This is a genomic window from Sorangium sp. So ce124 (assembly GCF_051525235.1).
GTDB classification, from domain to species: domain Bacteria; phylum Myxococcota_A; class Polyangia; order Polyangiales; family Polyangiaceae; genus Sorangium; species Sorangium atrum.
Window position 1 is genome coordinate 3,435,270 of sequence record NZ_CP150312.1, and the last position, 10,616, is coordinate 3,445,885.

The window sequence follows — 10,616 nt, forward strand, 5'->3', positions numbered from 1 at the left end:
TCGCTCGAGCGGATCACACCTACCCGCCGCGGGTGTGCATCTCCAGGTGCGCGTCGCGCTTCAGCTGGATGGCCGGGAGCAGCGCGCCGCGTGATCGGTCGGCGAGGCGGGCCTCGGCGCCGCGGTCGGAGCGAGCGCCCCACACGCGGGCGACGAGGGCCTTCATCTCCTCCAGCGAGGCGCCCTGCCGGAGCGGCTCGCGCAGGTTGGTGCCGCGCGGGGCGTAGAGGCACAGATACCACATCCCGTCGGCCGTCAGCCGGCTGCGATTGCAAGCGCCGCAGAACGGCTGCGTGGTCGAGGAGATGATGCCGAACGTCGTCCCATCGGGGAGCGCGAACTGGGCGGCCGGCGCGGCGCCCTCGCTCGGGATCGCCTCCACGCGGCCGTAGCGGCGCGAGAGCGACCTGAGGATCTCGGCGCGCGAGACGACCTTGTCGCACGACCACTGGGTCGCGCCCCCGACGTCCATGTACTCGATGAAGCGGACCTGGGCGGGAATGGTCCTGCCGAACTCGATGAGATCCGCGAGCTCGTCGTCGTTCACGCCGCGGATCACCACGGCGTCGATCTTGGTGTCGGCGAACCCGGCGGCGGGCACGGAGCGCAGGCCATCGAGGACCTGGGCGTGGGTCGTGCGGCGGGTGAGCGCCTTGAAGCGCTCGGGGTGGAGCGTGTCGAGGCTGACGGTGACCCGCTGCAGGCCGGCCGCACGCAGCGCGTGGGCGTGCTCGGCGAGGAGCACGCCGTTCGTCGTCATCGCGATGTCGTGTATCCCGGGCTTGTCGGCGATGAACCGCACGAGCGTCCTGAGATCGCGGCGCAGCAGCGGCTCGCCGCCCGTCAGGCGCACCTTGGCGGCGCCCAGCGCCGCGAAGACGTCGACAAGGAAGCTGATCTCCTCGAACCGGAGGATGTCCTCGTGGGGGAGCCAGGCGTACTGTTCCTCCGGCATGCAATAGGAGCAGCGGAGGTTGCACCGGTCCGTGACCGAGATTCGCAGATCGCCGATCGGCCGGCCGTGCACGTCGACCGTCGACGTCTGGCCCTCCGATCGCCGGGCACCGGCGGCACCTGGGAGCGGCATTGTCGCGAGCATGCCACCTTCCTCCTGCGCCCACCTGGCCGGCTTACACATCAACCGCAGCGCCGAGCATGCAACGCTGATGGTGTTCCAGGCGCGGACCCGCAAGGGACGGCGGCCGCGTTTCCAGCTCATGAAAGGCGAGACTCGATGGAAAGCCATCGCCTCCTGGGCCTGTTCGACTCGATAGTACCGCGATCGACTTGGCCCCCGACGTCGGCCGGTCGCTCGCGATGATCTCCGCGGAGCTCAGCCGCTCGGCGCTCGAGCTCGAGCGTGTCCGCTGCCTCAGCGGGGAGGGGGATGATCGATCGGGCGTCGCGGCGTCGAGCTGCGTGGGATGGTACGTTTCGGCCATGGAAAACACCGTCAACTTGCTCGCCTTCGGAGGCGCGCGCGACATCGTCGGGGCCTCGGAGGTGCGCTTCGAGCTGAGCGGCCCCTGCACGGTGGAGGAGTTCATGGGCGAGGTGTGCCGGCGCTATCCGGCGCTCACGCCGCATCGGCGCTCGATCCGCCTCGCTGTCAATGGGACCTACGCCCATGCGGACGAGAAGATCCGCTGCGGCGACGATGTCGCGCTCATCCCGCCGGTCGCCGGCGGCTAGGCCGGCTCACGGCCCCGCGGCGCGGAAGCGCAGCGGGAGCCGCGCCAGCCGTGCTGCCCGCCAGCGCCCGGCCGTCGACGACGGGCGGGATCGATGCTGTCGCCGCGGCTCGTGTGCGCGCTCGCCGGAGGGAGCCGGGGTCGCGGCGGGAGGTGGCGCCGCCGCTCACTTCACGCAGGTGCGCTTGTCCTGGAAATCACAGCTCGGCACGCCGGCATTCACCACCGTCTGGGTGAAGCCAGGGTAACAGATCGGGTCGCACGTCGCGTAAGCCCCGCTCGGGTACGGCACCGCACCGCACGAGATCCGATCGTAGATCCCGGCGCAGTAGCTCGGCCCGCTCTGCGAGCTGCTCACGTACCAGCCGGGCGGACAGGCGACGGAGGCGTCGCAATGCGCGAAGGACGCCCGCGTGGCCCAGGGGATGAGCTCGCAGCGGTACGCCTCGCCGTTCGCGCAGCCGAGCGCGCTGCCCTGGCTCAGCGAAACGGAGTGCGTGTATTCGCCGCTGACGCACGCCGCGCACTGCCACCCGGTCAGCGCTTGCGCCCCCGCCGCGCTCGGCTCGGCCAGCGCTGCGTCCTCCCCCTCGGCCGTGCCGAGGCAGCCGGCGGCTCCCGTCAGGGCCACGACCAGCCCGAGCCCAGACACCCCCATCGTCCACCGCAAGAAGCTCTCCATGCTCGTCCTCCGATGCGATCCCGCGCCACCAACGACGTGATCCATGGAGAGGACACCGCAAGAGCGTAAGGGACGCAAGGGAAAGCGATATCCACCTGCTGGAGGCGAGCTGGAGACCTTGCGAGATTTCGCTGCGCGTGGTCCTTCGGCGACATCTTCCCTGACGCAGCGGGGGAACCCCGGAGGCGACCGAAGAACTTCCCCTGTCAGGAGGACTCCCATTCACCACTCGAGGGCGAGGCACCCAAGCGGCACGAACTCTGGTCCGACGGGGACGATGCCCCGCTCCTCGCCTCTTCGAAGGCCCCGGTCTCGTAAACGCCCTCGCGCGAGTGCCGCGAGAGACCCCCGAAGAGGGGCGGCTCGCCTTCGGCTTCTACAGCGAAGGCGCGGAGCGTTTGGGCCTCTATAGGCACGCGGTTTACCAGGGGGCTTTGTTGGCAACAGGGGATTCGCCGTTCGTAAGTGCTTCAGCGTGCTCGTTCGTAAGCTCGGCTCCGAGGTGCGTGTCGGGGCCATTGGGGGCATCGAGGACGCATCCGGCGATGGAATAGGAGGCGGCGACAATGATCACTGCGAGTGATTTGTTCATGATGGCTCTCCGTCTTACGTATCGTGCTTCGGCAACAACCATGCCGGCGCGGGTCGACCGGTGATTGTCGCGTCGATCCACGTCGATTTCCGGGAAAATGTGGTCCTGGGGACGAGGGCGTGTGCGTCCGTCAAGCGTTGGATGGAGGCGACGGCCTCCAGCTGGTGGCTCTACCCATCAGCACATTGGATATCCGTTCACGGGTCGGATCGGCAAGCGCAACAATTCGCGCGCTTGCAAGCCCGAGCGGGCCTGTGAGAACACGCTGGGTGGCCCTCCCCGATGCCGTGGACCGCGCGGACCAGTCTCAGCGCGAGCTGGCGTGGCGCCGCACCGCGCCTCTCGGCGCGCCCATGATCGACCTCGGCTCGACGCCGGCTGCCTGGCTCACGCTGACACGGCCTGTCCGGTCAGGGGTTGGGTCGCTTCGGCCCCTGGAAGCACACCACCCTGTCGGTCGCGACGCCATCGCCGTCCGCCGGGTGGCTGCAGGCGACGAGCTCGTCGTGCCCGCACCCGCGCACCTGGAACACGTCGAGATCGTCGAGCGTCTCCCTCGTCTCCGCGTCCTGCTCGGCGCGGTCTGCGTGCCACTTGGCGAGCCGTCCCGGGTCGTTCTTCACCTCGGCCGGCGGGGCCTCCCGCGGCGCGTCGCCGAGCACGACCGTGCTCCACTTGACGTCGTCACGCTCGCGCACCTCGACCCTGTCCTCCGGGCAGCTATACCTCTCCGCGAAGTCTTCGCGGGCGCCTGTCTTGAGGCGCTTGCAGCCGGCGCTGGAGAGCACGACCAAGACGGTCCAGAGGCAGATCGAGAGCACCGCTCGCATTGTCAAATGCTACACGCGCCAGTCTGCCGGCGGCAACTCGATCCACCAGCATGACAGGTGCTCCCATCGGCCGCCGGCTGCGAAGAAGACGCTGTTCAACCACTCTCCATCGAGCAGGGGGAGGTTCGCGAGCATACCGAGCCCGAGTTTCCGGCGACCGCTCGTCATCGCGCGGTGCTTCTGGCGGGACTGTTCCGCGGGGGCGAACCGTCGCGAACCGTCGCCGTCGCCCTCGGGGATGAGGCGGCGGCCCGGGTCGTTCACGAGGCGATCGGTCGGCTGCTCGGCCTGGTGCCAGGCACCGGAGGGGCGAGAAAGGTCGCGCCGACGGTAGCAAGCCGCATTGGCAACGCGCCTGGATAGGACAGGTGCGGAGATCCGCGGAGGCCGAACCGTCTTAACCTTGGCCAGCACTGTCGGAGATGGCGGCCGAGGTGGCACAGGACCGGAGCAGGCGAGAACCAGCGCCAGCAGGCCGAAAGCGAGCCAGACGATGAGAGGATAGCCGGCGCAAAGCCATTCCGACCTGTCAAGAATTTCCAGCCAACGACCAGCAGTCGACGTAACGTACATAAAGTACGATCCACTGCTCCGCCTGCAAAATCCATCAGCTCCAACGAGTTCACTCGGCTGTGTATGTTGTCTACACCACGCTGAGGTCGTGCGACGAGGAGCGCCCCCGGCGCCGGGACCACCGCCGTGTCCACGTGGTTCGAGTCGCGCCAGCGCCTGAACGTCACCCAGGCGAAGAGGACCGAGAACAAGGGGAGCGCGGACGACGACCGGGCGGCCCCGAACATCGGAGAGAGCGCGATCACGGCGAGCACCTGCACGAGATACTCCGGGGCGCGGTGGTAGAGGAGGTTGTCCCGGCTCAGCTCATCGTGGAAACGGAGATTGCGATCCAGGAACTCGTGGTGCACCTGGAAGGCGCCGAACGTGCGGAGCAGCGGCGCGTGCGCGTGCATGTAGCGGTGGAGCAGGCAATGGACGAGATCGCAGAGCCCGGTGGCGAGCACGTAGAGCGCGACGGTCCGGAGGACCAGGCCGGCTGTGTGCCAGAAGGATATGCCGTTCTCAACTATGCATCTCGCTCCCTTCTCCGCCTGCAGGCGGCTCGTTCACGACGTTCTGCGACGATGGCGAGCTTTCATCGCACCACCGTGGCGTGAAGAGTGCGTCCGGCTGAACGGCGTCAACCGCCGGGAGCGGCAGCCTGGGTGCCGCCACGCCCGCGCTCTCGCGGGGCGCGCCGCAAGCGTCCCGGGAGCGGATGGTCGCGCACGAGATGGACCGGGTGCTGCTGGAGCGGGCGGCGGCGCTTGTTCAGCCCGGCGCCATGACGGCGTGCGAGCGGCGCGCGGTGTCCAAAGCGCTGCGCATGGAGCGCCAGCGCTTGCGGTGAAGCTATGTCGACGACGGCCGGCGCATGTCCTCCGGCAAGTTGGCTTGCGGCAGGATGGTTGGTCGAGTACCTTGCGGGCAGCTCAACTCCGATGCTCTCTTCGACGAAGAGGGAAAGCGACGATCCGGAAATGGGAGCTGCCGAAGAGACCGTCTCGATCCGTGAGCCGATGTCGTTCGCGTTCGAGAGCGAGGCCGAAGCGGACGCCACGTGTCTCCTGATCACATGGTTTGCGATCGTCGAATCGGCAGCGCTCGGCGTCCTCCCCGTCCTCCCGGCGCTCGACCTGGCGCGGGAGCGCGACGATCTCGGCTATCTCGAGTCGTTCTTCGCGCACGGTATCCGGCACCTCAAGGACGAGCAAATGCACGCCAACCTCTGGTGCAAGGCGCTCCTCGATTTCAGCCGCGCCTACCCCGACGTGGTTAAGCGCGCGCGCCTGCCGGGCTGGCTGATGAAGATGATGCTCCGCAAGGTCGCCGTCCCGCACGGCGTGCTCGAGTTCGCCGTCGATTGCCTCGCCTTCGAGGTGGTGATGAGCGCCTTCTACAAGGTCGCCGCGCCGCGCCTGTCGTACCCTCCGCTCGAGCCGGTGTTCCGGCGCCTCGCCAGCGACGAGGAGGCGCACACCGCGTACGACCTCGCCTACCTCGAGGGCTTCTTCGCCCGGTCGAGCCGGTCCGCGCACCTGCGCGCGACCGCGCGCTACTGGTGGCACACGGCGGGCGTGCTCGCCACGGTCGTGCCGCTGCTCCGGGCGCTCGATCGCCACAAGCCGCTGCCCCGCGGCTCCTTCCGGAAGGCGCTCGCCGCGCACATCCAGGAGTCGGGGATGCCGGGCTGCCGTCGCCTGATGCCCGCGCTTCTCAGCGGGCAAGCTGCGTAGTCCCATGGGCGAGATCATCCACGATGGGTGGATTCACGGCGCCTCACCGCTGGGCGGCGCCCCGCTGTGTCCCGTGCGGGTGACGACGGCCGACGGGATCCGGGGCGTGGTCCGCCGCGCCCGGCAGGCGCAGGCGGCGTGGGCAGCGCGGCCGATCGCGGAGCGGGCGCGCCTCCTCGCCGAGGCCGGGCGCTGCTTGATGGGGAAGGCCGACGAGATCGCGGCGGAGCTCCATCGCGAGCTGGGCAAGCCGATGGCCGACGCGTACGGGGTCGATCTCGGATCGACCCCCGAGGTCTTTCGCTACTACACGACGCGCGCCGAGGACTTCCTCCCGGCCGAGGACGTCGCGTTCAACCCGGTGATGTTCCCGCGGAAGAAGGCGCGGGTCGAGCGCCTACCGCACGGGGTGGTCGGCCTCATCATGCCGTGGAACTACCCGGTCTCCATCCCGGTGCACAACCTCGTCCCGGCGCTCCTCGCGGGCAACGCCGTTGTGCTCAAGCCGTCCGAGCACGCCGCCCGGACCAGCGCGGCGCTCGTCGGCGCCCTGTCGGACGCGCTGCCCGAGGCGCTGCTCGGCCTCGTGCAGGGCGGCGCCGAGGCCGGCGCGGCGCTCGTCGAGGAGGTCGACCAGATCGTCTTCGTCGGCGGCGTCGTGGGCGGGCGGGCGGTGGCGCGCGCCGCGGCGGAGCGCCTGATCCCGGCGCAGATCGAGCTCGGCGGCAAGGACGCGGCCATCGTGCTCCGCGACGCGGATCTCGATCGGGCAGCGCACGGGATCGCCTGGGCCGGCTTCGTCAACGCCGGGCAGAGCTGCGCGGGGGTCGAGCGCGTCTACGTCGAGTCCGAGGTCTTCGACGTGTTCGTCGGGCGCCTCGTCGCCGTCGCCGAGCGGCTCCGCGTGGGCGACGACGGCACCGCGCCGGGCACGGTCGAGATCGGGCCGATGGCCACGCCGGCGCAGCTCTCGCGCGTCGAGGCGCACGTCAGCCAGGCGGTCGCGGCCGGGGCGCAGGTGCGCTGCGGCGGTGCGCGGCGTGGCAACTGCTACCTTCCGACGGTGCTCACCGGCGTCGACCCGTCGCTCGACCTGCTGCGCGAGGAGACCTTCGGGCCCGTGATCCCCGTCGTCGCCGTTCCGGACGCGGACGCGGCGATCCGCGCGGCCAACGAGAGCGCCTACGGCCTCACGGGGAGCGTGTGGACGCGCGACGTCGCGCGGGGAGCGGCGCTCGCGCGAGAGCTCCGGGTCGGGGTGGCGACGGTCAACAACCACATGTTCACGGCCGCGGCGCCGCAAGCCGTGTGGACCGGGCGCGGGATCTCGGGCTACGGCGTGCAGAACGGCCCGGCGGTCGTGCAGGCGATGACGAGGCCGCGGCTGCTCGCGGTCGACGAGAACACCGCGCCGCGCGAGCTCTGGTGGTTCCCCTACGACCGCGCGTTCTTCGATCTGGCGCGCGGGATGGTGCGCTCGCTGGGCAGAGGATCGAAGCTCGAGCGGCTCTCGTCGGCGGGCCAGATGGTCCGCGGCGCGGCCAGGCGGTGGCTCGCGGCGTCGCGCTCCGGGGAGGAGCGCTCTTGAGCGGAGCGCGAGAGAACGCGGCGCTCGCCTGGAGCGCCTATTTCACCGCCGCGGTGTGGGCATCGCTGGGCGTCCCGGGCGCAGCGCGCTTCGACACCCTGAGGGGGCGCGTCCTCCACCAGGTCGCGCGCTGGGGCGGGAGCATGCTCGGCCTGCGCGGCGACCACAGCGTCACGAGCCTCCTGCTCGCCGCGCGCCACCTCGGCCTCGGCGCGCTGCTCGATGAGATCGCCCCCGAGCAGGTGATCGAGCTCGCCGCGGGGCTGTCGCCGCGCGGGGCGGAGTGGGCAAAGGCTCGTCCGGTCGTGTACATCGAGGTCGACCAGGCCGCCGTGATCGACGCGAAGCGGCGTCTGCTCGAGCCCGCGCAGCCGCGCGGCGAGCTCGTCCTCGTCGCGGCGGATCTGCGCGAGGCCGACCTCGGCGAGGCGCTCGGCGCGGCGCTGCGCGACCGCCGCACGGCGGTCGTCTCCGAGGGGCTGACCGGCTACCTCGACGAGCCCGCGCTGCGCGGGCTGCTGCGGCAGGTGCGCCGCGTGGCGAGCCGCCTGAGCTCGTGCGTGGTGCTCATGGACTTCTACCTGCGCGACGGCGCCGCGGCCACGCCGGCGCGCGACACCGGGGTGCCTGGGGAGGCACGGCTGCGCAAGCGCGCGCTCCGCTCGATGCTGCGCCGGGGACTCGACGACCTCGAGCACCTGCGCGCGCTCGTGTCGTCGGAGGGCTTCGAGCTCCGCGCCGCGCACACGGCGCGCGACCTTGCGGTCCGGGCTGGCATCGCGCCGCCGCTGCTCGACCTGTTCGTCATCGCGGAGCTCGCGCCCGCGCGGAGCGGCGGCGACGCCGTACGGTAGCAGCGGCGGCGACGCCGTACGGGACCATCAACAGCGTCCCGGTCGGCGGAGGCGCCATCCACCAACTCGCCAGCTTCCAGGAGCGCCCCGGGCACATCGCGGTCGACGCGACGCGCGTCCTCTGGACGAACACCATCGGTGGGACGGTCATGGCTGTCCCCAAGACGGGCGGGTCGCCGGCCATCATCGCGTCGGAGCCGGGCACGGCGCCCGATTACGTCGTATCCGACGGGACCAATGCCTATTTCATCATCGCCGATCGCCTGCTCGCGGCGCCGATCGCGGGCCTACCACTACTGTGTCAGCGCGGCGCGGACACGAACCAATGCGCGCTGCGGCGTAACGGCGGGCGGTGGCACGCAGGGCAACGAGGCAGCCACGCGATCAAGGCGCGAGCGATCGCGCGGCGAACGGTCGCGAGCGAGTCGGCGAAGTGACGCTCAGGCCGCGAAGCGGAGCGGGTGGGCGTGACCTTCGGCGTCTGCCGAGGGAAAAAAAGACCGATCACGCTCGGCCACGATGAAGGCGTAACAGCACAGGACGACGGAAACATGGTGGTGCCAGCCTCGGAATCGCCGCCCTTCGAAGTGATCGAGCCCCAGCTCGCCCTTCATCTCTTCGTAGGCCTGCTCAGTTCGGTAGCGCTCCTTGTACTGGCGTACGATCTGCTTCTTGGACATCTCGGTCCCCAGCGTCGTGACCGCGAACTTCGAGGGATCGCTTTCGCCGAACGGCCACTCGATGAGCAGCCACAGCGGTTCGTGCTCCTCGACCGGGATGCCATCGTCCATCGTCATTGGCGAGCCGAACGTGGCGCAAGGCGAACCGCGACGCGAGCTTCTTGCCCGTACCTTCGCGCCATGTGATCCGACGAAACGCCTTTTTGCCAAGCTTGCGCGCGAGCTCGTCGGCTGTCATGGGCGTCTTGTTCCAGCGCCCGCCGGGACCGAGGGCGACGACCATCGTCGTCGAGTCCACACCGACGGGGTAGTCGAAGCCGAGCAGGCGCACGGTGTCGCGAAACTTTGCCGAGCGACCGTAGACGGCGTCCGCAAGCACGAGCTGACCCGGCACGTTGTCGGCCGCAGCGCGCTCGATCGCGTCGAGTGCCAGATCCACCTTGCTCTTGAACTGAATGCCGTCAGGGATCTGCGCTTCGCGCCGGCGACTTGGATCGTTGGCACACTCCCAACGCGGCGATCGGCTCAACGCTCTTGCGTTCCAGATCGCTGAGAAGCCCCAGCGTGTAGCTCGCAAACGCCTCCCGGCGCTTGGGATGACCGAGGACCGTGCCAATGCCGTCAATGTACTGCTGAAGCCGCTCCTCCGCAGCGGCGTCCATGATGTATTCCATAGTCCACCGCGACGCCCGCGGCCTGCATCGTCGTGATGACGCTCGTGATCCTCGGCGGCCTCGGCTTCCCGGTGCACGACGAGCTCCTGCGCCGGGCCAGGCTGCGGCTCCGGGGCGAGCGCCCGCCGCGGCTGTCGCTGCACAGCCGGGTCGTGCTGATCACGACCGCGGTGCTGCTCGCGATCGGGGCCGCGGGCTTCCTGGCGCTCGAGTGGTGCCGGTCGATGGACAGCCTGTCGTGGCCGGTCAAAGTGCTGGCGAGCCTCTTCCAGTCGGCGATGACGCGGACGGAGGGCTTCAACGAGGAGCGCGTGGGTATCGGGTGAGCGCGGCGCCGGTCCGGGTCGCGGCGCGTCCGCCGCGGAGGCGCGGTGAGGCGGCGCCGGCGATGGACGCGCCGCGGGCCCGCCCCGCGGCAGGGCTCCGCGCGAGGGATGTCTCGGTGCGGTCGGGGCCGGGGCGGACGCTCGACAGCCCCTCTCGGCGACCTCTGAAGATCGGCGATGTTCGATTCATGAAACCCGTACGATCGGCAATCGGGACATCGTCGATCACCACCTGATTACGAGTGCTCCCGACGCCTCGTTCGCGGCGGGCTCCGTCGCGGTGTGCGAGCCCGGCGCGGTCGTCGCGGGCCACGCGGGCCACGCGGGCCACGACTGCCGGCCGGGAGCGATCGCCTCATGACGCAGCGCCGCGACCACATGCCCCTCCACGCCGAAAAAAGCCGTACG

At 70.2% G+C, this 10,616-nt stretch carries 16 protein-coding genes and 1 pseudogene; 9 read left to right on the forward strand and 8 right to left on the reverse strand.

Annotation, left to right across the window (positions count from 1 at the left end; all coding sequences use genetic code 11):
• Positions 1-19: 19 nt before the first annotated feature.
• Positions 20-1,099: a GTP 3',8-cyclase MoaA gene (gene moaA / locus WMF19_RS13090; protein WP_437899396.1), complete on the reverse strand. Its 1,080-nt coding sequence runs from the start codon at positions 1,097-1,099 to the stop codon at positions 20-22.
• A 341-nt stretch (positions 1,100-1,440) separates the two neighbouring features.
• On the opposite strand from moaA, the gene WMF19_RS13095 reads away from it, so the two are divergent.
• Positions 1,441-1,692: a MoaD/ThiS family protein gene (locus WMF19_RS13095; RefSeq protein ID WP_437328963.1), complete on the forward strand. Its 252-nt coding sequence runs from the start codon at positions 1,441-1,443 to the stop codon at positions 1,690-1,692.
• 165 nt (positions 1,693-1,857) lie between these two features.
• Here the strand turns inward: WMF19_RS13095 and WMF19_RS13100 are convergent, their stop codons facing one another.
• The 4 genes from WMF19_RS13100 to WMF19_RS13115 form a co-directional block, all read right to left on the reverse strand.
• Positions 1,858-2,373 carry a hypothetical protein gene (locus WMF19_RS13100; RefSeq protein WP_437328964.1) on the reverse strand — a complete coding sequence of 172 codons (516 nt, stop codon included), beginning with the start codon at positions 2,371-2,373 and terminating at the stop codon, positions 1,858-1,860.
• Between the two features lie 421 nt (positions 2,374-2,794).
• Positions 2,795-2,965 carry a hypothetical protein gene (locus WMF19_RS13105; RefSeq protein WP_437899398.1) on the reverse strand — a complete coding sequence of 57 codons (171 nt, stop codon included), beginning with the start codon at positions 2,963-2,965 and terminating at the stop codon, positions 2,795-2,797.
• Positions 2,966-3,375: 410 nt separating this feature from the next.
• Positions 3,376-3,795, reverse strand: coding sequence for a hypothetical protein (locus WMF19_RS13110; RefSeq protein ID WP_272103074.1), 420 nt, complete (start codon positions 3,793-3,795; stop codon positions 3,376-3,378).
• Positions 3,796-3,804: 9 nt separating this feature from the next.
• Positions 3,805-4,368, reverse strand: a complete 564-nt coding sequence (locus WMF19_RS13115) for a hypothetical protein (RefSeq protein ID WP_437899399.1) — start codon at positions 4,366-4,368, stop codon at positions 3,805-3,807.
• Between the two features lie 126 nt (positions 4,369-4,494).
• Between WMF19_RS13115 and WMF19_RS13120 the strand changes: the two genes are divergently transcribed.
• The 7 genes from WMF19_RS13120 to WMF19_RS13150 all read left to right on the forward strand — a co-directional run bounded on the left by WMF19_RS13120 (position 4,495) and on the right by WMF19_RS13150 (position 8,965).
• Positions 4,495-4,653 (forward strand): hypothetical protein, encoded by a 159-nt coding sequence (locus WMF19_RS13120; RefSeq protein WP_437899401.1) that lies wholly within the window; start codon positions 4,495-4,497, stop codon positions 4,651-4,653.
• Between the two features lie 26 nt (positions 4,654-4,679).
• On the forward strand, positions 4,680-4,967 hold the full coding sequence (locus WMF19_RS13125) for a hypothetical protein (protein WP_437899402.1): 288 nt from the start codon (positions 4,680-4,682) through the stop codon (positions 4,965-4,967).
• Positions 4,968-5,068: 101 nt separating this feature from the next.
• Complete coding sequence (locus WMF19_RS13130; RefSeq protein WP_437899404.1) at positions 5,069-5,200, forward strand: hypothetical protein; 132 nt, start codon at positions 5,069-5,071, stop codon at positions 5,198-5,200.
• Positions 5,201-5,330: 130 nt separating this feature from the next.
• Positions 5,331-6,086: a hypothetical protein gene (locus WMF19_RS13135; protein ID WP_437601721.1), complete on the forward strand. Its 756-nt coding sequence runs from the start codon at positions 5,331-5,333 to the stop codon at positions 6,084-6,086.
• A 4-nt stretch (positions 6,087-6,090) separates the two neighbouring features.
• The gene (locus WMF19_RS13140; RefSeq protein WP_437899406.1) at positions 6,091-7,674 is read left to right on the forward strand and encodes an aldehyde dehydrogenase family protein; all 1,584 of its coding nucleotides are present in this window, start codon (positions 6,091-6,093) and stop codon (positions 7,672-7,674) included.
• Positions 7,671-8,528 carry a class I SAM-dependent methyltransferase gene (locus WMF19_RS13145; protein WP_437899408.1) on the forward strand — a complete coding sequence of 286 codons (858 nt, stop codon included), beginning with the start codon at positions 7,671-7,673 and terminating at the stop codon, positions 8,526-8,528. Before WMF19_RS13140 ends, WMF19_RS13145 begins: the two co-directional genes overlap by 4 nt.
• A gap of 149 nt (positions 8,529-8,677) precedes the next feature.
• Positions 8,678-8,965 carry a hypothetical protein gene (locus WMF19_RS13150; RefSeq protein WP_437899410.1) on the forward strand — a complete coding sequence of 96 codons (288 nt, stop codon included), beginning with the start codon at positions 8,678-8,680 and terminating at the stop codon, positions 8,963-8,965.
• Between the two features lie 3 nt (positions 8,966-8,968).
• Here the strand turns inward: WMF19_RS13150 and WMF19_RS13155 are convergent, their stop codons facing one another.
• From WMF19_RS13155 to WMF19_RS13165, 3 genes and pseudogenes are all read right to left on the reverse strand, one after another.
• Positions 8,969-9,325 carry a hypothetical protein gene (locus WMF19_RS13155; RefSeq protein WP_437901803.1) on the reverse strand — a complete coding sequence of 119 codons (357 nt, stop codon included), beginning with the start codon at positions 9,323-9,325 and terminating at the stop codon, positions 8,969-8,971.
• 109 nt (positions 9,326-9,434) lie between these two features.
• Positions 9,435-9,737: pseudogene (locus tag WMF19_RS13160) on the reverse strand (transposase); the annotation flags it as partial.
• Entirely contained in the window at positions 9,670-9,870 is a 201-nt protein-coding gene (locus tag WMF19_RS13165; RefSeq protein WP_437328969.1) for a hypothetical protein, read from the reverse strand. The gene WMF19_RS13165 and the pseudogene WMF19_RS13160, both read right to left, overlap by 68 nt.
• Before the next feature lie 47 nt (positions 9,871-9,917).
• Between WMF19_RS13165 and WMF19_RS13170 the strand changes: the two genes are divergently transcribed.
• Positions 9,918-10,208 carry a hypothetical protein gene (locus WMF19_RS13170; RefSeq protein ID WP_437899412.1) on the forward strand — a complete coding sequence of 97 codons (291 nt, stop codon included), beginning with the start codon at positions 9,918-9,920 and terminating at the stop codon, positions 10,206-10,208.
• Positions 10,209-10,616 lie beyond the last annotated feature (408 nt).

Bases quoted from the DNA above. Each gene is read 5' to 3' on its own strand.
- WMF19_RS13165 (WP_437328969.1), bottom strand. From the start codon at position 9,870: ATGGACGCCGCTGCGGAGGAGCGGCTTCAGCAGTACATTGACGGCATT.
- WMF19_RS13130 (WP_437899404.1), top strand. From the start codon at position 5,069: ATGGTCGCGCACGAGATGGACCGGGTGCTGCTGGAGCGGGCGGCGGCG.
- WMF19_RS13100 (WP_437328964.1), bottom strand. From the start codon at position 2,373: ATGGAGAGCTTCTTGCGGTGGACGATGGGGGTGTCTGGGCTCGGGCTG.
- WMF19_RS13170 (WP_437899412.1), top strand. From the start codon at position 9,918: ATGACGCTCGTGATCCTCGGCGGCCTCGGCTTCCCGGTGCACGACGAG.
- WMF19_RS13135 (WP_437601721.1), top strand. From the start codon at position 5,331: ATGGGAGCTGCCGAAGAGACCGTCTCGATCCGTGAGCCGATGTCGTTC.
- WMF19_RS13095 (WP_437328963.1), top strand. From the start codon at position 1,441: ATGGAAAACACCGTCAACTTGCTCGCCTTCGGAGGCGCGCGCGACATC.
- WMF19_RS13140 (WP_437899406.1), top strand. From the start codon at position 6,091: ATGGGCGAGATCATCCACGATGGGTGGATTCACGGCGCCTCACCGCTG.
- WMF19_RS13105 (WP_437899398.1), bottom strand. From the start codon at position 2,965: ATGAACAAATCACTCGCAGTGATCATTGTCGCCGCCTCCTATTCCATC.
- WMF19_RS13155 (WP_437901803.1), bottom strand. From the start codon at position 9,325: ATGACGATGGACGATGGCATCCCGGTCGAGGAGCACGAACCGCTGTGG.
- WMF19_RS13110 (WP_272103074.1), bottom strand. From the start codon at position 3,795: ATGCGAGCGGTGCTCTCGATCTGCCTCTGGACCGTCTTGGTCGTGCTC.
- moaA (WP_437899396.1), bottom strand. From the start codon at position 1,099: ATGCTCGCGACAATGCCGCTCCCAGGTGCCGCCGGTGCCCGGCGATCG.
- WMF19_RS13150 (WP_437899410.1), top strand. From the start codon at position 8,678: ATGGCTGTCCCCAAGACGGGCGGGTCGCCGGCCATCATCGCGTCGGAG.
- WMF19_RS13115 (WP_437899399.1), bottom strand. From the start codon at position 4,368: ATGTACGTTACGTCGACTGCTGGTCGTTGGCTGGAAATTCTTGACAGG.